Below are 21,457 nucleotides of genomic sequence, written 5' to 3' on the forward strand. Positions count from 1 at the left end.
TAGCGCAGGCAGCATGGCCGGGTATTGGCCAGTATCAAAAAGAAGTAAAGTTTTTCTGTTTTATCCTTGTTTTCGCGCAATTTTGCATTGAATACAGTGATGTAACAATGTTAGAATAGCGGACTCAATGCCGACGTGGTGAAATTGGTAGACACGCTATCTTGAGGGGGTAGTGGGCGAAAGCCTGTGCGAGTTCGAGTCTCGCCGTCGGCACCAAGAATATAAAAGCCAGCAAGGTTGCATAAGCGAACATGTTTATGCCTAAGCTGGCTTTTTTGCGAGGATCAGTCGTTCGGTCCTGGTGGCAAGGTTCAAGCCAGGTTCGTGCGGTAGGGCGCTGCGACATGCAGTGTTTCATTAACCGATCGTTCAATATAGGCTCCATCAAGTGAACCTCGATAATTATTTCCCCGTCCTGTTGTTCATCCTGGTTGGCATCGGTGTCGGTGTCGTCCCGCAGGTCCTGGGATATCTGCTCTCTCCCCATAAGCCCGATTCCGCCAAGCTGTCGCCTTACGAGTGCGGCTTTGAAGCGTTTGAAGACGCGCGCATGAAGTTCGACGTCCGCTACTATCTGGTGGCAATCCTGTTTATTTTGTTCGATCTGGAAACGGCATTCTTCTTCCCATGGGGCGTCTCCATGCGTGAGCTGGGCTGGTCCGGCTTCGTGACGATGATGGTCTTCATCGCCGAGTTTGTGGTCGGTTTTTGGTATATCTGGAAGAAAGGTGCCCTTGATTGGGAATAAGCCATGTCAATTGAAGGCGTATTAAACGAAGGTTTCATCACCACGACAGCAGACAAGCTGATCAACTGGGCGCGTACCGGGTCGATGTTCCCGATGACGTTCGGCCTGGCTTGCTGCGCCGTCGAAATGATGCACACGGGCGCGGCCCGCTACGACATGGACCGCTTCGGCGTCGTGTTCCGTCCCTCGCCGCGCCAGTCCGACGTGATGATCGTCGCCGGCACGCTGTGCAACAAGATGGCCCCGGCCCTGCGCAAGGTCTACGACCAGATGCCGGAACCGCGCTGGGTCATCTCGATGGGCTCGTGCGCGAACGGCGGCGGCTACTATCACTATTCGTACTCGGTGGTGCGCGGTTGCGACCGCATCGTACCGGTCGATGTCTACGTGCCGGGCTGTCCGCCGACCGCTGAAGCGCTGCTGTACGGAATTCTGCAACTGCAGAACAAGATCAAGCGCACCAATACCATCGCACGTTAAGAAGCGGTTTCCACCATGACGACAAAACTCGAAGCTCTTGAACTCGCCCTGCGCACCGCACTGGGTGAGGGCGCCGCTATCAGCGTGGCGCTGGGCGAGGTGACCGTAGTGGTCAAGGCCGCCGGCTATATTGCCGCGATGCAGACCCTGCGCGACCATCCTGCGCTCAAATTTGAACAATTGCTCGACCTGTGCGGCGTGGATTACTCCACCTACGGCGAAGGCACCTGGGATGGCGCGCGCTTCGCGGCCGTCTCGCATCTGCTGTCGATCGAACACAACTGGCGTGTGCGCGTGCGCGTGTTCGCCGAGGACGACGACACGCCGGTACTGGCCTCGGTCGTCGAGCTGTGGCGTTCGGCCAACTGGTACGAGCGCGAAGCGTTCGACCTGTACGGCATCCTGTTCGAAGGCCACAACGACTTGCGCCGCATCCTGACCGACTACGGCTTCATCGGCCATCCGTTCCGCAAGGATTTCCCGATGTCCGGTTACGTCGAAATGCGTTACGACCCCGAACAGAAGCGCGTGATCTACCAAGCCGTGACGATCGAGCCGCGTGAAATCATTCCGCGCGTGATCCGCGAAGAAACCTACGGGATGAATCCTGGGAGCAAAAACCTTGGCTGAAATTAAGAACTACACCCTCAACTTCGGTCCGCAGCACCCGGCCGCGCACGGCGTGCTGCGCCTGGTGCTCGAGCTCGACGGCGAAGTGATCCAGCGCGCCGACCCGCACATCGGGCTGCTGCACCGCGCCACCGAAAAGCTGGCCGAAACCCGCACCTATCTGCAATCGGTGCCGTACATGGACCGTCTCGACTATGTGTCGATGATGAGCAACGAGCACGGCTACGTGATGGCGATCGAGAAGCTGCTCGGCATTGAAGTGCCGGTGCGCGCCCAGTATATCCGCGTCATGTTCGACGAAATCACACGCCTGCTGAACCACCTGATGTGGCTCGGCACGCACGCGCTCGACGTCGGCGCGATGGGTCCGTTCCTGTACGCGTTCCGCGACCGCGAAGATTTGTTCGACTGCTACGAAGCGGTGTCCGGCGCGCGCATGCACGCCGCCTACTACCGCCCGGGCGGCGTGTACCGCGACCTGCCGGACGCGATGCCGAAGCACAAGGCCTCGATCATCCGCAGCGCCAAGGCGATCGACGAACTGAATGAACACCGCCAGGGCTCGCTGCTCGACTTCCTCGACGACTTCTGCAAGCGTTTCGTCACCTATGTGGACGAGTATGAAACCCTGCTGACCGACAACCGTATCTGGAAGCAGCGTACCGTCGGCATCGGCGTGGTCAGTCCGGAAGCGGCGAAAGCGATGGGCTTTACCGGCGCCATGCTGCGCGGCTCGGGCGTGGAGTGGGATCTGCGCAAGAAGCAGCCGTACGCCGTGTACGACAAGATGGATTTCGACGTCCCGGTCGGCACCAATGGCGATTGCTACGACCGCTACCTGGTGCGCGTGGAAGAGATGCGCCAGTCGAACCGCATCATCAAGCAGGCATCAAGCTGGCTGCGCGCCAACCCGGGCCCGGTGATGACCGACAACCACAAGGTCGCGCCGCCCAAGCGCACCGAGATGAAGTCGAACATGGAATCGCTGATTCACCACTTCAAGCTGTTTACCGAAGGCTTCCACGTGCCGCCGGGCGAGGCGTATGCCGCGGTCGAGCATCCGAAGGGCGAGTTCGGCATCTACATCGTGTCGGACGGCGCCAACAAGCCGTACCGCCTGAAGATCCGCACCCCGGACTATGCGCACTTGCAGAGCCTGGACGAAATGGCGCGCGGGCACATGCTCGCCGACGCCGTCACCATCATCGGCACCCAGGACATCGTATTCGGCAGTATCGACCGCTAAGCTGTCGATTAATTGAGGCACAACCATGTTGTTATCAGAGCAGTCATACAAAAAAATCGACCGTGAAGTCGCCAAGTATCCGCCCGACCATAAAGAGTCCGCGGTCATGGCGGCGCTCGCCATTGCGCAGGATGAAAAAGGCTGGCTCCCGCCGGAAGTGATGCAGGACGTCGCCGATTACCTCGGCATGCCCGCTATCGCCGTGCAGGAAGTGGCCACGTTCTACAATATGTACAACGTCAAGCCGGTCGGCAAGTACAAGATTACCGTGTGCACCAACTTGCCATGCGCCCTGTCGGGCGGCGAGCACGCCGGTCACTATTTGCAAGAAAAACTCGGCATCGGCTACCGCGCCACCTCGGCCGACGGCCAGTTCACGCTGGTCGAAGGCGAGTGCATGGGCGCGTGCGCCGATGCGCCGGTGATGCTGGTCAATAACAAGCGCATGTGCAGCCTGATGTCGGATAGCAAAATCGATGCATTGGTCGAGGAACTCAAGAAATGACATCGCTCCATTCACGTCACATCGACCCGGTCATCCTGGCCGGCCTCGACGGCCAGAACTGGCATTTGCAGGATTACGTGAACCGCGGCGGTTACTCCGCGCTGCGCCGTATCCTGGAAGAAAAAATCACGCCGGAAGCGATCATCGCCGAACTGAAAGCCGGTTCCCTGCGCGGCCGCGGCGGCGCCGGTTTCCCGACGGGCCTGAAGTGGAGCTTCATGCCACGCCAGTTCCCGGGCCAGAAATACCTCGTCTGCAATACCGACGAAGGCGAGCCGGGCACGTTCAAGGACCGCGACATCATTCGCTACAATCCGCACGCGCTGATCGAAGGCATGGCCATCGGCGCCTACGCGATGGGCATCACGGTCGGCTACAACTACATCCACGGCGAAATCTGGGCCGAATACGCGCGCTTTGAAGACGCACTGGACGAGGCGCGCGCCGCCGGCTTCCTGGGCGACAAGATCATGGGCAGCGAATTCAACTTCCAGCTGCACGCCGCGCACGGCTACGGCGCCTACATCTGCGGCGAAGAAACCGCGCTGCTCGAGTCGCTCGAAGGCAAGAAGGGACAGCCGCGCTTCAAGCCGCCGTTCCCAGCCTCGTTCGGCCTGTACGGCAAGCCGACCACGATCAACAACACCGAAACGTTCGCCGCCGTGCCGTTCCTGCTGAACATGGGTGGCGAGAAGTACGCCGCCATCGGCAAGCCGAACAATGGCGGCAGCAAGATTTTCTCGATCTCGGGCGACGTTAACCTGCCGGGCAATTACGAAGTGCCGCTCGGCACGCCGTTCGCCAAGCTGCTGGAACTGGCTGGCGGCATGCGCGGCGATAAAAAGATCAAGGCGGTCATTCCCGGCGGTTCGTCCGCCCCGGTGATCCGCGGCGACGTGATGATGAACACCGATCTCGACTACGATTCGATCGCCAAGGCCGGCTCGATGCTCGGTTCGGGTGCCGTGATCGTCATGGACGAGACGCGCTGCATGGTCAAGTCGCTGCTGCGCCTGTCGTATTTCTATTATGAAGAGTCTTGCGGCCAGTGCACGCCGTGCCGCGAAGGCACGGGCTGGATGTACCGCATGGTCCACCGCATCGAGCACGGCCAGGGCCGTCCCGACGACCTGGACATGCTCAACTCGATCGCCGACAACATCCAGGGCCGCACCATTTGCGCCCTCGGTGATGCGGCGGCGATGCCGGTACGCGCTTTCGTGAAGAACTTCCGCGAAGAATTTGAATATCACATCGAGCACAAGCACTGTCTGGTGCCCGCTTATATCTAAGGCCAGAGAACTCTCATGGTTGAAATTGAAATTGACGGTAAGAAGGTAGAAGTCCCACCGGGTAGCATGGTGATGGACGCAGCCAACAAGCTGGGCACCTACATTCCGCACTTCTGCTATCACAAGAAATTGTCGATCGCAGCCAACTGCCGCATGTGCCTGGTCGAAGTCGAGAAGGCACCGAAGCCTTTGCCGGCTTGCGCCACGCCGGTGTCGGCGGGCATGATCGTGCGCTCGAACAGCGAGAAGGCGGTACAGGCACAGAAATCCGTGATGGAATTCCTGCTCATTAACCACCCGCTCGACTGCCCGATCTGCGACCAGGGCGGCGAATGCCAGTTGCAAGACTTGGCGGTCGGCTACGGCAAATCGAACTCGCGCTACGAAGAAGAAAAACGCGTGGTTCCGCCGAAGGATGCCGGCCCGCTGATCTCGATGCAGGAAATGACCCGTTGCATCCACTGCACCCGCTGCGTGCGTTTCGGCCAGGAAGTGGCCGGCGTCATGGAACTGGGCATGCTGGGCCGCGGCGAACACGCCGAAATCACTTCCTTCGTCGGCAAGACCGTCGACTCCGAAGTGTCGGGCAACATGATCGACCTGTGCCCGGTCGGCGCACTGACCTCGAAGCCGTTCCGCTACAGCGCCCGTACCTGGGAACTGTCGCGCCGCAAATCGATCAGCCCGCACGATTCGCTCGGCACCAACCTGATCGTTCAGGTCAAGGGCGGCAAAGTCATGCGCGTTCTGCCGCTGGAAAACGACGGCATCAACGAATGCTGGATTTCGGATAAAGACCGTTTTTCGTACGAAGCGCTGGACAACCAGTCGCGTCTGACCAAGCCGATGATCAAGCAGGGCGGCCAGTGGGCCGAGACCGACTGGCAGACCGCGCTCGAATACGTGGCGCACGGCTTGCGCAACATCAAGCATGAGCATGGCGCCGACAGCATCGCCGCCGTCGCCACCGCGCATTCGACCGTCGAAGAGCTGCATTTGCTGCAAAAGGCAATGCGTGGCATCGGTTCCGAGAATATCGACTTCCGCCTGCGCCAGAGCGACTTCGCGCTGGACGGCCAGGTCACCCCATGGCTGGGCATGCCGATCGCCGAACTCTCGACGGTCAAGCGCGCCCTCGTCATCGGTTCGTTCGTGCGCAAGGATCACCCGCTGGTCGCCACGCGCCTGCGCGCCGCCGTCAAGAGCGGCGCCAAGCTGTCGCTGGTGCACGCGTCGGATGACGAACTCTTGATCCCGACCGCCAACAAGATCATCGCCGCGCCGTCCGACTGGCTCGCTGCCTTGTCAGGCATCGTTGCCGCTGTTGCCGCCGCCAAGGGCGTGGCCGCCCCAGCCGGTTTCGAGAATATTGAAGCCACCGACGCCGCCAAGGCCATCGCCGCCAGCCTGAACACCGGCGACGAAAACCTGCCGGGCGTGGTCTTGCTGGGCAACGCCGCCGCGCACCACCCGCAAGCGTCCGCGCTGCACGCGGCTGCGCAGTGGATCGCCGAACAGACCGGCGCCAAGTTCGGCTACCTGACGGAAGCTGCCAACACGGTTGGCGGCTACCTGGTGGGCGCCGTCGCCAAGAACGCCGCACCGGCCTTCTCGGTACCGAAAAAAGCCTATGTGCTGCTCAACGCCGAGCCTGAACTCGATTGCGCCAACCCGCAGCAAGCCCGCGCCGCTTTGGATGCCGCCGAAATGGTCGTCGTCATGTCGGCCTTCCAGCATGGTTTCGAGTACGCCGACGTGCTGCTGCCGATTTCGCCATTCAGCGAAACCTCGGGCACCTTCGTGAACTGCGAAGGCCGCGCGCAAAGCTTCAACGGCACCGTCAAGCCGCTCGGCGACACCCGTCCGGCATGGAAAGTGCTGCGCGTGCTGGGCAATCTGCTGGGCCTGTCCGGTTTTGAATACGACACCTCCGAAGCGATCCGCGACGAGCTGTTCGGCAAAGGCGTGACCGACCTCTCGGCCAAGCTGAACAACACCGGCAAGGCCGCCCTGAAGTCCGCGGCCTTCGGCACCAATGGTGCCCTCGAGCGCGTGACCGACGTGCCGATCTATTTCGCCGACGCCATCGCGCGCCGTTCCGAGCCGCTGCTGCGCACCGCCGACGCCAACGCGCCGCTGGTTACCTTGCCGTCGGCCCTGGCCGACAAGCTGGGCGTGCGCTCCGGCGCCAAAGTGAAGGTATCGCAGGGTTCCGGTTCGGCCATCCTCGTTGCCGGCATCGATGCGCGCCTGCCGGCGAATACCGTGCGTGTCGCCTCGGCGCACCCGGCTACCGCCACGCTTGGCGCCATGTTCGGTGCAATCACAGTTGAAAAAGCAGGGGAGGGGGTCTGATGGATCTGCCTGGAATGATTGATGGCATCAACGCCTGGGGCGCGACCAACATCGGCTACGCCTGGCCGCTGTTCTGGACCATGGCCAAGATCATGTGCGTCTTGCTGCCGCTGATGGGCCTGGTTGCCTACGCGACCCTGTGGGAACGCAAGCTGATCGGCTGGATCCAGATCCGCGTCGGTCCCAACCGCGTCGGCCCGATGGGTCTGCTGCAGCCGATCGCCGATGCGCTCAAGCTGCTCTTCAAAGAGATCGTGGTGCCGGCCAAGGCATCGAGCGGCCTGTTCGTGCTCGGTCCGATCATGACCATCATGCCGGCGCTGGCCGCCTGGGTGGTGGTGCCGTTCGGTCCTGGCGTGGCCCTGGCCGACGTCAATGCCGGCCTGCTGCTCTTGATGGCGATCACCTCGATCGAGGTGTACGGCATCATCATCGCCGGCTGGGCGTCGAACTCGAAATACTCGTTCATGGGCGCCATGCGCGCCTCGGCCCAGATGATTTCGTACGAAATTCCGATCGGCTTCGTGCTGGTGGTGATCCTGATGGTCTCGGGCAGCCTGAACTTCTCCGACATCGTCGCCGGCCAGAACATGGGCTGGGGCGTGGCGCACGGCGTCTCCATGCTGTCGTGGAACGTGTGGCCGCTGCTGCCGCTGTTCGTGGTCTACCTGACCTCGGGCCTGGCCGAATGCAACCGTTCCCCGTTCGACGTCGTCGAGGGCGAGTCGGAAATCGTGGCCGGCCACATGGTCGAGTACTCGGGCATGTCCTACGCCATGTTCATGCTGGCCGAATACGCCAACATGATCCTGATCGGCACCCTGGCTGCGATCATGTTCCTGGGCGGCTGGCACGCGCCGTTCGCCTTCATGGAAGTTGGCGGCGTGCTGGGCGGCTTCCTCGGCTTCTTCTGGCTGTTCGCCAAAGCCTTTGTGATTGTCTCGCTGTTCATCTGGGTTCGCGGCACCTTCCCGCGCTATCGCTATGACCAGATCATGCGCCTCGGCTGGAAGATTTTCATTCCGATCTGCCTGGTCTGGCTGGTCCTGGTCGCAGGCTGGATGCAGACATCCTGGAATATTTGGAAGTAAGGAAGAGATAATGGAACGAGTGAAAGACTTTTTCAGCAGCATGCTGCTGACCGAACTGATCAAGGGATTGGCGCTGACCGGACGCTATGCGTTCTCGCGCAAGATCACCGTGCAGTATCCGGAAGAGAAGACCCCGATGTCGCCGCGTTTCCGCGGCCTGCATGCGCTGCGCCGCTACCCCAACGGGGAAGAGCGCTGCATCGCCTGCAAGCTGTGCGAAGCGGTGTGCCCGGCCATGGCGATCACGATCGAATCGGAACAGCGCGACGACGGTTCGCGCCGCACCACGCGTTACGACATCGACCTGACCAAGTGCATTTTCTGCGGCTTTTGCGAAGAATCCTGCCCGGTCGACTCGATCGTCGAGACGCACGTGCTGGAATACCACGGCGAAAAACGCGGCGATCTGTACTATACGAAAGAGATGTTGCTGGCTGTCGGCGATCGCTACGAAGGCGACATCGCCGCCGCGCGCGCGGCCGATGCCCCTTACCGCTAGTCGTTAGCCAACGATGTATTTAGCAAATTCAATTGCAAGAACTCTGGGTTAGTTATGGAATTTAAAACTGTGTTGTTCTACGTGTTCTCGGCGATTATGATCCTCGCCGCGACCCGCGTTATCACCGCCCGCAATCCGGTCCACGCGGCACTGTTCCTGGTGCTGGCGTTCTTCAATGCGGCCGGCATCTGGATGCTGCTCAAGGCCGAGTTCCTGGCCATCGTGCTGGTGCTCGTGTATGTCGGCGCGGTGATGGTGCTGTTCCTGTTCGTGGTCATGATGCTCGATATTAATATGGACCGCATGCGGGAGGGCTTCTGGTCCTACCTGCCGCTGGCCACCGGCATCGGCGCGCTCATCGTGCTGGAAATGGCGGCGGTGCTGTGGCGCGGTTTCATGAAGTTCGAGCAGGAGGCCGAAACGGTCGGCGCGAACATCGGCGGCACCAAGGAATTGGGTTTGCTGATCTACACCAAGTACATTCTCGGCTTCGAGATCGCCGCGGCGATTCTGCTGGTGGCCATCGTGGCCGCCGTGGCGCTGACCCTGCGCCGCCGCAAGGATACCAAGGCCTTCAACCCGGGCGACGCCGTGCGCGTCAAGCGTAACGACCGCCTGCGCATCGTGAAGATGGCCACGGTCGACCAGCCCGCCCTCGACGCGGCATCGAAAGCGGCCGCGCTGGCGGCTGCCGAAGCCCAGGCCGCCGCCGCGCCCGACGTCGCTGCCGCCCCCAAGGAGACAAAATGACCTTATCGCTCGCACACTACCTGGTCCTGGGCGCGATCCTGTTCGCGATCTCGATCGTCGGGATCTTCCTGAACCGCAAAAACGTCATCGTCCTGCTGATGGCGATTGAATTGATGCTGCTGGCCGTGAATTTGAACTTCATCGCGTTTTCCCACTACCTGGGCGACGCGGCGGGACAAATCTTCGTCTTCTTCATCCTGACCGTGGCCGCCGCCGAATCGGCAATCGGCCTCGCGATCCTGGTGGTCATGTTCCGTAACCTGGACACGATCAATGTGGAAGACCTCGATACCCTCAAAGGCTAATCCGGTCCGTTTGGCGCTTACATTCATACTCGAATACATAACGATTAAGGTTCAACATGGCGGGGCAACTTCTTAACCCTAACGTCCTTCTTGCCGTACCACTGGCGCCGCTGGCTGGTGCTGTGATTGCGGGCTTGTTCGGAACAAAATTCTTCGGTAACCTGGTCGGCCGTAAAACGTCGCATACCGTCACGATTTTGGGCGTGCTGATCGCGCTGGTCCTGTCGGTGCAGACCTTGATGGCCGTGCTCGACGGCGCCAGCTTCAACGGCACCATCTATAACTGGATTACCGTCGGCACCTTGAAAATGGAAGTCGGCTTCCAGATCGATTCGCTGTCGGCGATGATGATGTGCGTGGTCACCTTCGTGTCGCTGATGGTGCACATCTATACCATCGGCTACATGGCCGAAGATGAAGGCTACAACCGCTTCTTCGCCTACATTTCGCTGTTTACGTTCTCGATGCTGATGCTGGTCATGGCCAACAACTTCCTGCAGCTGTTCTTCGGCTGGGAAGCGGTGGGCCTGGTCTCCTATCTGTTGATCGGTTTCTGGTACACCCGCCCGACCGCGATCTTTGCGAACATGAAAGCGTTCCTGGTCAACCGCGTCGGCGATTTCGGCTTCATCCTCGGTATTGGACTGCTGCTGGCGTACGCAGGTTCCATGAATTACACCGAAGTGTTCGCCAAAAAAGAAGCGCTTGCCCTGATGACCTTGCCGGGTTCGGACTGGATGCTGCTCACCGTTGCCTGCATCTGCCTGTTCATCGGCGCGATGGGCAAATCGGCCCAGTTCCCGCTGCACGTCTGGCTGCCCGATTCGATGGAAGGCCCGACCCCGATCTCGGCACTGATCCACGCCGCAACCATGGTTACCGCCGGCATCTTCATGGTGGCACGCATGTCGCCGCTGTTCGAGCTGTCGGATACGGCGCTGTCGTTCGTGCTGGTGATCGGTTCGATCACGGCGCTGTTCATGGGCTTTTTGGGCATCATCCAGAACGACATCAAGCGCGTGGTCGCTTACTCGACCCTGTCGCAGCTCGGCTACATGACGGTGGCGCTCGGTTCGTCCGCCTACTCGGTCGCCGTGTTCCACCTGATGACCCACGCATTCTTCAAGGCGCTGCTGTTCCTCGGCGCCGGCTCGGTCATCATCGGCATGCACCACGACCAGGACATCCGCAACATGGGCGGCCTGCGCAAGTACATGCCGATCACCTGGATCACCGCGCTGCTCGGCTCCCTGGCGCTGATCGGAACGCCATTCTTCTCCGGTTTCTACTCGAAGGACAGCATCATCGAAGCGGTGCACGCGACCCACATCTGGGGCGCTGGCTTTGCCAACTTTGCGGTGCTGGCCGGCGTGTTCGTCACGGCGTTCTACTCCTTCCGCATGTACTTCCTGGTGTTCCATGGCGAAGAGCGCTTCGGCAAGGCGCATGCGCATGACCATCATGCGCACGACGCCAAGCACGATGCGAAGCAGGCCAAGAAGAACGCGAAGAAGGACGCCAAGAAGGACGCCACCAAGCACGCTACGGCGCACGACGCCAAGCACGCCGATGCGCACGCACACGCGCACGACTCCGACGCGCACCACGAAGAGGCCGCGCACGACGACCATGCGCACCACGGCCTGGCCCCGGGCCAGAAGCCGCACGAGTCGCCGCTGGTGGTGACCCTGCCGCTGATCCTGCTGGCCATTCCATCGGTGATCATCGGGTTCCTGACCATCGAGCCTATGCTGTTCGGTAAATTCTTCGAGGGTGTGATCACCGTCGGCGACAACCACGGCGCCATGAAGGAACTGGCCGCAGGCTTCCATGGCCCGGTCGGCATGGTCATCCACGGTCTGCAAACCGCGCCGTTCTGGCTGGCCCTGTCCGGCGTGGCCGCAGCTTACTACTGCTACATGATCAATCCGCGTGTACCGGCCTGGTTCTTTGCCAAGTTCACGGCTGTCCATACGCTGCTGGACAACAAGTACTACATGGACAAGTTCAACGATGTGGTGTTCGCCGGTGGCGCGCGCCTGCTTGGCAACGGCCTGTGGAATATCGGCGACAAGGGCCTGATCGATGGCCTGGTCGTCAACGGAAGCGCGAAAGTGGTTGGCTGGTTCTCCTCCATCGTCCGTCTCGGACAGACCGGCTATATCTACCATTACGCGTTCGTGATGATCATCGGCGTGCTTGGCGCACTGATGTACTTCCTCCCGTTCTGGCACGCTTAATCAGACACGCAAAGACAACAAAACATGATGCAGTCTACGATTTCTAACTTCCCTCCGTATCTGAGCCTGGCGATCTGGCTCCCGATCGTCCTTGGCGCGGCCATTCTTGCGATAGGCCGCGACGACAAGCCGGGCATGACCCGGTGGATGGCGCTGATCGCTTCCATCGCCAGCTTCCTGGTGACGCTGCCGCTGATCCAGCACTTCGATAACGCCGCTCACGGCATGCAGTTCGTCGAAAGCACGCCGTGGATCGGCCGCTTCAACATCATGTACTCGCTGGCGATCGACGGCCTGTCGCTGTGGTTCGTGCCGCTGACGGCCTTCATCACCGTGATCGTCGTGATCTCGGCCTGGGAAGTGATCGAAAAGCGCGTGGCCCAGTACATGGGTTCCTTCCTGATCCTGTCGGGCCTGATGATCGGCGTGTTCTGCGCCATGGACGGCCTGCTGTTCTACTTCTTCTTCGAAGCGACCCTGATCCCGATGTTCATCATCATCGGCGTGTTCGGTGGCGAGAACCGCGTGTACGCGTCGTTCAAGTTCTTCCTGTACACCTTCCTCGGTTCGCTGTTGACGCTGGTCGCCATCATCTACCTGTACAACGTCTCGGGCGGCAGCTTCGACATCCTGACGTGGCACAAGCTGCCGCTGACGATGAAAGAGCAGATCTTCATCTTCCTGGCCTTCCTGATGGCGTTTGCCGTCAAGGTGCCGATGTTTCCGGTTCACACCTGGCTGCCGGACGTCCACGTCGAAGCGCCAACGGGCGGTTCGGCCGTGCTGGCCGCGATCATGCTCAAACTGGGCGCATACGGCTTCCTGCGTTTTTCGCTGCCGATCACCCCTGACGCATCGCACTACATGGGCGGCTTCATCATCACCCTGTCGCTGATCGCCGTGATCTACATCGGCCTCGTGGCGCTGGTCCAGAAGGACATGAAGAAACTGGTCGCCTATTCGTCGATCGCGCACATGGGTTTCGTGACCCTGGGCTTTTTCATGTTCAACCAGATGTCGGTTTCGGGCGGCATCGTGCAAATGATCTCGCACGGCTTCATCTCGGGCGCCATGTTCCTGTGTATCGGCGTTCTGTACGACCGCATGCACTCGCGCCAGATCGCCGACTACGGAGGGGTGGTCAACCGCATGCCCAAGTTTGCCGCCTTTATCGTGCTGTTCTCGATGGCCAACTGCGGCCTGCCGGCGACGTCCGGCTTCGTGGGCGAGTTCATGGTCATCCTGGGCGCCGTCGAATTCAATTTCTGGATCGGCATGCTGGCGGCGACCGCCCTGATCTTCGGCGCGGCTTACTCGCTGTGGATGGTCAAGCGCGTCGTCTTCGGCGCTGTCGCCAACAAGCACGTCGCCGAACTGACGGACCTGAACACGCGCGAATTCGTCATGCTCGGCATCCTGGCCATCGCCGTGATCGCCATGGGCCTGTACCCGGCGCCGTTCACCGACACGATGCAAACCTCGGTCGCGGACCTGCTCCAGCATGTCTCCGTGTCGAAACTGCCGCAATAAAGAAGACTATGATCCAGACTACGAATCCCAACCTGATCCCGGTTTACGCCGAAATCTTCCTGCTGGTCGCCGCTTCGGCCATCCTGCTGATCGACATGTTCCTCAAGGATGGCAAGCGCGTCCTGACCTACTGGCTGTCGCTGGCGGCACTGGTCGGCTGCGCCGCCCTGACTTACTCGGACTATGCGGCCGGCACCACGGTCTACACGTTCCATAACATGTTCGTGTCGGATCCGATGGCGAACCTGCTCAAGCTGTTCACCTACCTGGCCATCGGCATCACGCTGGTCTATTCGCGCACCTATGCGACCGAACGCGGCATGTTGTCCGGTAACCTGGGCGGCGAATTCTATGTGCTCGCGCTGTTCTCGATGCTCGGCCAGATGATCATGATCTCCGGTAACAACATGCTGATCATTTACCTGGGGCTGGAACTGATGTCGCTGTCGCTGTACGCCCTCGTTGCGCTGCGCCGCGATCACGCCGTCTCGACCGAAGCGTCGATGAAGTACTTCATTCTCGGCGCGCTGGCGTCCGGCTTCCTGCTGTATGGTATTTCGATGCTGTACGGCGCCACCGGTTCGCTCGACATCAATGAAATCTCGAAGGCGGCGGCATCGTCCACCGCCAACCTGAACATCCTGGTGTTCGGCCTGGTGTTCCTGGTGGCCGGCCTGGCGTTCAAGCTCGGCGTCGTCCCGTTCCACATGTGGGTGCCGGACGTGTACCAGGGCGCGCCGACCGCGGTGACCCTGCTGCTGGGCGGCGCGCCGAAACTGGCGGCGTTCGCGATCTGCATCCGCCTGCTGGTGGAAGGCTTGCTGCCGATGGCGATCGACTGGCAGCAGATGCTCATGGTGCTGGCCGTGCTGTCGCTGGCGATCGGTAACCTGACCGCGATTGCCCAGACCAACCTGAAACGGATGCTCGCGTATTCGACCATCGCACAGATGGGCTTCGTGCTGCTGGGCCTGCTGGCCGGCGTGGTCGCCAATCCGCTCGACGCCAACGCGATTCCCGACGCCAGCAATGCCGCTTCGGCCTACAGCGCCGCCATGTACTACTCGATCACGTATGTGCTGACCACGCTCGGTACTTTTGGTCTGATCATGATGCTGGCGCGTACCGGCTTCGAAGCGGAAGAATTGAACGACTTCAAGGGCCTGGCCAGGCGCAGCCCGTGGTTCGCGGCCGTCATGGCGATCCTGCTGTTCTCGCTGGCCGGCGTGCCGCCGATGATGGGCTTCGCGGCCAAGTTCGCGGTGCTCGAATCGGTGCTTTCGACCGGTGCCGTGTGGCTGACCGTGCTGGCGGTGATGTTCTCGCTGATCGGCGCGTTCTACTACCTGCGCGTGGTCAAGGTGATGTACTTTGACGAACCGCTTGATACCACCCCGATCGTGGCGCCGTTCGACATGCGCGCCGTGCTCTCGATGAACGGGATCGCGACCGTGCTGCTGGGAGTGTTCGCCGGTCCGCTGCTGGCCGCTTGCCTGAACGCGATGACGAAGACTATCGGTTCCTGATGGACGTGTCGGCATCGAGCTGGTTGGCCATCGCCCTGGCACTGGCGGCGGCCAACCTGCCGTTCATGAATGAACGGCTGTTCGGCTTTTTCCCGGTCGGGCGCGCGAGCGCCGACCAGGGGCCGGTCAAGGGCGGCTGGTGGCGCGTGCTGGAACTGGTGGTGCTGTATTTTGTCGTCGGCGCCATCGCCTATCTGCTGGAAGCGCGCATCGGCAACGTCTTTAGCCAGACCAAGGAGTTCTACATGATCACCGTGCCGCTGTTCGTGGTGCTGGCGTTCCCCGGCTTCGTCATGCGCTACCTGCGCAAGCGCCATCACTAATTCATCGGAGAGCGCATGGAGCCGAACCTGAACGAGGATCATCTGACAGAGCGCCGCATCGATGGCGAACTGGCCTACGAGGGCAGCTTTCTGAAGGTCTCGCGCGACCGCGTCAGCCTGCCCGACGGCGCCATCGCCACCCGCGAATACATCCGCCATCCGGGCGCCGTCGTCATCCTGCCGCTGCTGGACGACGGCCGGGTGCTGCTCGAACGCCAGTTCCGCTATCCGCTGGGGCGCGTCTTCATCGAATTCCCGGCCGGGAAAATCGATGCGGGCGAGGAGCCGCTCGCCTGCGCCAGGCGCGAGCTGCAGGAAGAAACCGGCTATACGGCGAGCGACTGGCAATTCATCAGCACCATCCACAACGCGATCGCTTACTCCGACGAGCACCTCGACCTGTTCGTCGCGCGCGGCCTCACCGCCGGCCAGGCGCGCCTGGACGAGGGCGAGTTCCTGGAGACCTTCAGCGCCACCGTGCCCGAGCTGCTCGAGATGGTGCGCAGCGGCCAGATCACGGACGTGAAGACCATCATCGGCGCCTTCTGGCTCGATAAACTCCTCGGCGGAAGCTGGCCGCCGGCTTGATCCGCCATGAAAATCCTGGCGTTCGTCCCCGCCTTGGCGCTTGCCATGCTCTGCTCGTCCAGCAGCTGGGCGGCGCGCAGCGCCTTCCAGGCGCAGTGCGAGGACGCGATGGACAAGGGGATTTCGGTGCTGCACTCGACCCCGAACGGCTACACCATCAATAACACGGTGTCCTTCCACGGTCTCACCGCCATGAAGCCGGGCGCGCCCGGTACCTTTGTGCTGGGGTTGACCCGCACCGAGTCGCGCTCGACGATTTCGCTCAAGGCGCCGATGCTGATCGATCCGGTCACCGGTTACGAGTGCGTGGCGCCGCGGATCACCGTCTCGCTGCTGTACAGCCCGGTAGTGGTGTACGTCGGACGCGAGTTTCGCCCGGGTTCTTGTGCATATCAGGAGATTCTTGCGCATGAGATGCGCCACCTCAAGACCTATCTCGACCATTTGCCGAAAGTGGAAGTAACGGTGCGCGCGGCACTGGCACGGCGCTTCACCGACAAACCCCTGTACGCGCCGCGCGGCCAGGCCATGGCCTTGCTGCAGCAGGAACTCAATACCGGCTGGGCGCCGTACATACAAAAAGAGATGGCCAAAGTAGACCCGCTACAAGCGGCCATCGACACGCCGCAAGAGTATGCGCGCCTGAGCAAAGTTTGCGCAGGTGAGGTACAGTCCCTTGTAAGACCGGCTAACCGAGACAGATGAAGACAGCCATGAAGCAGATCGCACCGCGCTATATTGCCCTGATCCCCGCCGCCGGCGTCGGCGCGCGCATGGCATCGAGCAGTCCAAAGCAGTATCTGCCCATCGGCGCCAAGCCGATGCTGCGTCATACGCTCGACGCCTTCGTGTCGAGCCCCCTGATCGCCCATACCTACGTCGTGGTCAGCGCGCACGACGCGTATATCGACGCCATTGTACCGTCCGGCGCAGCCACCGTGCTGCGCTGCGGCGGCGCCAGTCGCATGGAGTCGGTCCGCAACGCCCTGCGGGCGCTGGAGGGCGAGCTGCACGAACATGACTGGGTGCTGGTGCACGACGCGGCGCGGCCGGGATTGAACGCCGCGCTGATCGGCAAGCTGATCGACGCGGTCGGCGACGATCCGGTCGGCGGCCTCCTGGCCTTGCCCGTGGTCGACACCGTCAAGCGCGGCGGCGATCACGTCAGCACCGTCGCACGCGACGGCCTGTGGCTGGCGCAGACCCCGCAGATGTTTCGCTACAAGCTGCTGTGCGATGCACTGGCGGCGGCCACCGACGCCAGCGTCATTACCGATGACGCCAGTGCGGTCGAGGCCCTGGGCTTGTCGCCCAAGCTGGTTGAAGGACATCCCCGTAATTTAAAAGTGACGCTGCCGGCGGACATCCGGATCGCCGAGATGTACCTGGCCGCGCCTTAACCTGAAATGAGTGAGACCATGGCACTGGCATCCTACAATCCCACCCCGCCGTTCCGTGTCGGAACCGGCTACGACTGCCACGCCCTCGTCGAGGGCCGCAAACTGATCATCGGCGGGGTTGCAATCCCGCACCGCATGGGCCTGTTGGGCCATTCGGACGCCGACGTCCTGCTGCACGCGATCATCGATGCGATGCTCGGCGCGGCCGGCCTCGGTGACATCGGCAAGCATTTCCCGGACACCGACCCGATGTTCGCCGGCGCCGATTCGCGCACCCTGCTGCGCGAAGTGGCGCACCGCGTGGTCGCCACCGGCTATACCATCGGCAACATCGACGCCACCATCATCGCCCAGGCGCCGAAGATGGCGCCGCATATTGCGCAGATGATTTCGCGCATCGCCGAAGACATCGGCGTGTCGCCCCAGCAGGTCAACGTCAAGGCCAAGACCAACGAAAAGTTGGGCTACCTGGGGCGGGAAGAGGGCATGGCCGCCGAGGCGATCTGTCTGCTGATCAAGTCCGCCTCCGCGTAAGCATCGGCGGCGAGGCCCGCCGGGCCGGCGACCGGGAACCTTGATCGCCGTCAGGCGGGCCTGAAAACGCGCCCCTAGACTTGAGCTTGATTCAACAAGTTCAACCATGGGGAGAAAGATCATGAAATCCGCACTATCGGCCCTCGCCGCCGCCCTGGCGTTCGCCAGCGGCCCGGCGCTGGCGCAGGTATTCGTCAACACCAGCCAGCAGGGCAGCGGCAACAAGAGCCATGTCGAGCAGCGCGAGAGCAAGGACCATGCCCAGGTTACCGTGACGCAAATCGGTACCGACAATGTCATCGGCGACTCGGCCTTGGGTGAAAGTGGCATTGTCCAGATCGCCACTGTGGCGGGTGTGAACGTTCGTCAGGAAGGCAGGGCGAACTACGCCAACATCCTGCAGGACCATACGGACCGCAGCGACAACAACATGCTCCAGATCGGCCAGGGTAATGTGGCCGTGTTCAGGCAGGACAATGCGAACAGTTCAACCCTGACCCTCGAACAGCGCGGCAGCGCCAACTACACATCCATCAACCAGAAGGACATTCCCACCTTCGCGGTGCGCGCGCGCCAGAGCGGTGCGGATAACCGGATCGTGGTGCAGCATTACTTTTCGGGATACGGCGGACCGGACGTCGAGCAGGCCGGCAGCGCCAACAAGGTACTCATCGACCAGTCCGAAGCCGCCTATTCCTTCGTCCGGGTCGACCAGGCCGGCACGATGAACGACGCCTACGTGCGCCAGAACGGCACCACCTTCACGGTGAACCAGTCGATCGTGCAACGGGGCGAGCGCAACGTCGCCCGCGCCGATGAAAGCGGGCAGGTCAACGGCTCGACCATCGTCCAGACCGGAAACGAGAACCTTGCCTCGGCGACGTCGACCTTGAACGGCAGCGTATCGGAGATCGTCCAGACCGGCAGCTACAACCGCGCCACCGCAGTGCAGAATGGCGCGCTCAGCTGGACGACCGGCAACTTCTCGAGCATCACGCAAACCGGCAACGCCTTCACGGCCAGCGTGCTGCAAAACGGCAGCGGCAATGTCAGCATCATCAACCAGCGCTGATCTCGAACACCAGGCAAGTTGTCGTCGCAAAGGCGTACAGCTTGCCATTGGCATCGGTGATGCGCGCTTCGGCCACGCCGACCTGGCCCCCCCACGCTGACCACCGTCGCCTCGGCCCGCACCGGCCCGGTCGTATCGGTCATCGCGCGGAGATAGTTCACCTTCAGCTCCAGGGTTGTGTATCCCTTGCCGGCCGGGAGCATCGTGTGGATCGCGCAGCCGAGCGCGGTGTCGAGCATGGTCGCCTCGTAGCCGCCGTGCACCACGCCGCTCGGATTGTAGTGCGCCTGCTCCGGGGTTCCCTGGAATACCGTCCGGCCGGGCTCGACCGAAATCGGCAGTATCCCCATCAAGTGCGCGATCGGCGCCGGGGGCAGGGCGCCGCTGCCGATGCCTTCCAAAAATTCCATGCCGCTGCTGCTACGCAAGGTGGCGCGGTCCGCCACGCCCGGCGCGGCCAGTCTGGCGCGCATTGCAGCGGCCTCATCCAGCCATTGCTGGCGTTTGTCTTGCTGTTCCATGATCATCCTTTTGCTTGATGGTTAAAAAGCCGGGAGAGGCGCACACGGCGCGTGACTTGTAATATACTTCAAACAATCAGTGTAACTGCACCTATTTCCGCAACACCACGATATGACCGATCCGATTGAAAAACCGCTGGGCTGTACCTGCTTCAAGCTGCGCAAGCTCACGCGCGCCATGTCGCGCGTGTACGACCACCACATGGCCACCGTGGGCCTGAAGACCACCCAGTACAGCGTGCTGGCCAACGTCGCGCGCGAGGCGCTGCCGGTGGCCGAGCTGGCCGAACGCCTCGGCATGGAACGCACCACGCTCACGCGTAACCTCAAACCGCTGATGGAGGCCGGCTGGGTCGTCGCGCGCCCCGGCGCCGACAGCCGCCAGCGCATCGTCACCATCACCGAGGCCGGGCAGCAAAAACTTGCCGAATCCTACCCGGTGTGGTGCGGCGCCCAGCGCGCCTTCGAACAACTGGTCGGGCGCGAGGCCGTGCGCGCCCTGCACACCCAACTTGACTCCACGCTTGCCCAATTAACGCCATTGATCGAGGACCTGCCCCATGCCCACCCAGAATGAGATGACGCCGCGCGCCGCGTGGCTGCTGATCCTCGCCGCCTCGGCGATTTTGATGATCACGATGGGCGCGCGCCTGACCACCGGCTTGTTTCTCTCGCCGATCAACACCTCGACCGGGCTGGGAGTGGCATCGATCAGCTTCGCCATGGCGATCGGGCAGTTCGTGTGGGGCGCGGCGCAGCCGGTGTTCGGCGCCGTGGCCGACAAATGGGGCTCGGCCAAGGTCATCATCCTGGGCGCCGTCATGCTTGCCGCCGGCATGGCGGCGACGCCGTTCGTGTCCTCGCAGTGGGGCTTGATGCTGACCATGGGCTTGCTGACGGCGGCGGGGGCGGGCGCCGGCAGCTTCTCGATCCTGATCGGCGCCACCGCGCAGCGCTTGCCGGCCGCGCGCCGTCCGTTCGCGGCCGGCTTCATCAACGCCGGCGGCTCGTTCGGCCAGTTCGTGTTCGCACCGCTGATGCAGGCGATCATCAACAGCGCCGGCTGGATTGCGGCGATGCTGACCATGGCCGCGACCACCTTGCTCACCATTCCCCTGGCTTGGCCGCTGCGCAAGGGCGCCGGGCTGGCGAAGGCCGATCCGGCTGTCGTGGCGCCGCCCAAGCCGCTTGATGCACCCGGCATCGGCCTGGGCGCGCAGATCAAGATCGCGCTGCGCGACCGCAGCTACCTGTGCCTGCATGCCGGCTTTTTCACCTGCGGCTTTCACATCGCCTTCCTGGTCACGCACCTGCCGGGCGAGGTCGCCCTGTGCAGCCTGCCGGCAGGCGTGTCGGCCAATGCGCTTGCGCTGATCGGCTTATTCAACATCGCCGGCAGCCTGACAGCGGGCGCGCTGTCGACCCGCTACCGCATGAAGTCCCTGCTGGCCCTGATGTACGCTAGCCGCGCGGTGATCGTCATCGCCTACCTGCTGGCGCCGAAGACGCCCATGACCTTCTACGTATTCGCCGGCGCGCTCGGCTTCACGTGGCTGGCGACGGTGCCGCCGACGGCGGGCCTGGTCGGCAAACTGTTCGGCATGCGCTACCTGTCCACGCTGTTCGGCCTGACCTTGCTGTCGCACCAGGTGGGCGGCTTCTTCGGCGCGTGGCTCGGCGGGCTCTCGTTCGTGGCCTATGGCGACTTTACCTGGATGTGGTACGCCGACATCGTGCTCGCGCTGGCCGCGGCCCTCATCAACCTGCCGATCCGCGAAGCGCATGTCGTTCGCGAACCGGCCCTGGCAGCGAAAGCATAAGC

Annotated in this window: 22 protein-coding genes and 1 tRNA gene; 22 read left to right on the forward strand and 1 reads right to left on the reverse strand. The window is 62.1% G+C overall.

Going from position 1 to position 21,457, the window contains the following annotated elements; translation table 11 throughout:
- Positions 1-129 precede the first annotated feature (129 nt).
- From RBA40_RS01025 to ispF, 20 genes are all read left to right on the forward strand, one after another.
- Positions 130-216, forward strand: a tRNA-Leu gene (locus RBA40_RS01025).
- 172 nt (positions 217-388) lie between these two features.
- Positions 389-748, forward strand: a complete 360-nt coding sequence (locus RBA40_RS01030) for an NADH-quinone oxidoreductase subunit A (RefSeq protein WP_099876556.1) — start codon at positions 389-391, stop codon at positions 746-748.
- 3 nt (positions 749-751) lie between these two features.
- Positions 752-1,228 carry a NuoB/complex I 20 kDa subunit family protein gene (locus RBA40_RS01035; protein ID WP_054263649.1) on the forward strand — a complete coding sequence of 159 codons (477 nt, stop codon included), beginning with the start codon at positions 752-754 and terminating at the stop codon, positions 1,226-1,228.
- A gap of 15 nt (positions 1,229-1,243) precedes the next feature.
- The gene (locus RBA40_RS01040) at positions 1,244-1,858 is read left to right on the forward strand and encodes an NADH-quinone oxidoreductase subunit C (protein ID WP_099876559.1); all 615 of its coding nucleotides are present in this window, start codon (positions 1,244-1,246) and stop codon (positions 1,856-1,858) included.
- Positions 1,851-3,104: an NADH-quinone oxidoreductase subunit D gene (locus RBA40_RS01045; RefSeq protein WP_306645209.1), complete on the forward strand. Its 1,254-nt coding sequence runs from the start codon at positions 1,851-1,853 to the stop codon at positions 3,102-3,104. Before RBA40_RS01040 ends, RBA40_RS01045 begins: the two co-directional genes overlap by 8 nt.
- A gap of 25 nt (positions 3,105-3,129) precedes the next feature.
- Positions 3,130-3,609, forward strand: coding sequence for an NADH-quinone oxidoreductase subunit NuoE (gene nuoE, locus RBA40_RS01050; protein ID WP_054263646.1), 480 nt, complete (start codon positions 3,130-3,132; stop codon positions 3,607-3,609).
- Positions 3,606-4,901 (forward strand): NADH-quinone oxidoreductase subunit NuoF, encoded by a 1,296-nt coding sequence (gene nuoF / locus RBA40_RS01055; RefSeq protein ID WP_167085075.1) that lies wholly within the window; start codon positions 3,606-3,608, stop codon positions 4,899-4,901. The genes nuoE and nuoF overlap by 4 nt, the downstream gene beginning before the upstream one ends.
- Before the next feature lie 15 nt (positions 4,902-4,916).
- Entirely contained in the window at positions 4,917-7,256 is a 2,340-nt protein-coding gene (gene nuoG, locus RBA40_RS01060; protein WP_306645210.1) for an NADH-quinone oxidoreductase subunit NuoG, read from the forward strand.
- Positions 7,256-8,347 (forward strand): NADH-quinone oxidoreductase subunit NuoH, encoded by a 1,092-nt coding sequence (gene nuoH, locus RBA40_RS01065; RefSeq protein WP_306645212.1) that lies wholly within the window; start codon positions 7,256-7,258, stop codon positions 8,345-8,347. The genes nuoG and nuoH overlap by 1 nt, the downstream gene beginning before the upstream one ends.
- A 10-nt stretch (positions 8,348-8,357) precedes the next feature.
- Positions 8,358-8,846, forward strand: a complete 489-nt coding sequence (nuoI, locus tag RBA40_RS01070; RefSeq protein WP_099876575.1) for an NADH-quinone oxidoreductase subunit NuoI — start codon at positions 8,358-8,360, stop codon at positions 8,844-8,846.
- Between the two features lie 54 nt (positions 8,847-8,900).
- A complete protein-coding gene (locus tag RBA40_RS01075) occupies positions 8,901-9,596 on the forward strand; it encodes an NADH-quinone oxidoreductase subunit J (protein ID WP_306645214.1) in 696 nt (231 codons plus the stop codon).
- Positions 9,593-9,901 carry an NADH-quinone oxidoreductase subunit NuoK gene (nuoK, locus tag RBA40_RS01080; RefSeq protein WP_099876580.1) on the forward strand — a complete coding sequence of 103 codons (309 nt, stop codon included), beginning with the start codon at positions 9,593-9,595 and terminating at the stop codon, positions 9,899-9,901. The genes RBA40_RS01075 and nuoK overlap by 4 nt, the downstream gene beginning before the upstream one ends.
- 56 nt (positions 9,902-9,957) lie before the next feature.
- Positions 9,958-12,141 (forward strand): NADH-quinone oxidoreductase subunit L, encoded by a 2,184-nt coding sequence (gene nuoL, locus RBA40_RS01085; protein WP_306645216.1) that lies wholly within the window; start codon positions 9,958-9,960, stop codon positions 12,139-12,141.
- 24 nt (positions 12,142-12,165) lie between these two features.
- Entirely contained in the window at positions 12,166-13,671 is a 1,506-nt protein-coding gene (locus RBA40_RS01090; RefSeq protein ID WP_306645218.1) for an NADH-quinone oxidoreductase subunit M, read from the forward strand.
- Positions 13,672-13,679: 8 nt separating this feature from the next.
- Positions 13,680-15,197 (forward strand): NADH-quinone oxidoreductase subunit NuoN, encoded by a 1,518-nt coding sequence (nuoN, locus tag RBA40_RS01095; protein ID WP_306645220.1) that lies wholly within the window; start codon positions 13,680-13,682, stop codon positions 15,195-15,197.
- Positions 15,197-15,520 carry a DUF2818 family protein gene (locus RBA40_RS01100; protein ID WP_306645581.1) on the forward strand — a complete coding sequence of 108 codons (324 nt, stop codon included), beginning with the start codon at positions 15,197-15,199 and terminating at the stop codon, positions 15,518-15,520. The genes nuoN and RBA40_RS01100 overlap by 1 nt, the downstream gene beginning before the upstream one ends.
- 15 nt (positions 15,521-15,535) lie before the next feature.
- Positions 15,536-16,108, forward strand: coding sequence for an NUDIX domain-containing protein (locus tag RBA40_RS01105; protein ID WP_306645222.1), 573 nt, complete (start codon positions 15,536-15,538; stop codon positions 16,106-16,108).
- A 6-nt stretch (positions 16,109-16,114) separates the two neighbouring features.
- On the forward strand, positions 16,115-16,813 hold the full coding sequence (locus RBA40_RS01110; RefSeq protein ID WP_306645224.1) for a hypothetical protein: 699 nt from the start codon (positions 16,115-16,117) through the stop codon (positions 16,811-16,813).
- Between the two features lie 8 nt (positions 16,814-16,821).
- Positions 16,822-17,508, forward strand: coding sequence for a 2-C-methyl-D-erythritol 4-phosphate cytidylyltransferase (gene ispD, locus RBA40_RS01115; protein WP_306645226.1), 687 nt, complete (start codon positions 16,822-16,824; stop codon positions 17,506-17,508).
- Positions 17,509-17,526: 18 nt separating this feature from the next.
- The gene (gene ispF, locus RBA40_RS01120) at positions 17,527-18,042 is read left to right on the forward strand and encodes a 2-C-methyl-D-erythritol 2,4-cyclodiphosphate synthase (protein WP_306624410.1); all 516 of its coding nucleotides are present in this window, start codon (positions 17,527-17,529) and stop codon (positions 18,040-18,042) included.
- Between the two features lie 927 nt (positions 18,043-18,969).
- On the opposite strand, the gene RBA40_RS01125 is transcribed toward ispF, so the two are convergent.
- Entirely contained in the window at positions 18,970-19,635 is a 666-nt protein-coding gene (locus RBA40_RS01125) for a PaaI family thioesterase (protein WP_306645228.1), read from the reverse strand.
- 112 nt (positions 19,636-19,747) lie between these two features.
- Here RBA40_RS01125 and RBA40_RS01130 point away from each other — a divergent pair, with 112 nt between their 5' ends.
- Together RBA40_RS01130 and RBA40_RS01135 are read left to right on the forward strand one after the other, a co-directional pair.
- Positions 19,748-20,212: a MarR family winged helix-turn-helix transcriptional regulator gene (locus tag RBA40_RS01130; protein WP_306645230.1), complete on the forward strand. Its 465-nt coding sequence runs from the start codon at positions 19,748-19,750 to the stop codon at positions 20,210-20,212.
- Positions 20,196-21,455 (forward strand): MFS transporter, encoded by a 1,260-nt coding sequence (locus RBA40_RS01135; protein WP_306645232.1) that lies wholly within the window; start codon positions 20,196-20,198, stop codon positions 21,453-21,455. The genes RBA40_RS01130 and RBA40_RS01135 overlap by 17 nt, the downstream gene beginning before the upstream one ends.
- The last annotated feature ends 2 nt before the right edge of the window (positions 21,456-21,457 follow it).

This window comes from Massilia pseudoviolaceinigra, from assembly GCF_030846505.1.
GTDB lineage: Bacteria > Pseudomonadota > Gammaproteobacteria > Burkholderiales > Burkholderiaceae_D > Telluria_A > Telluria_A violaceinigra.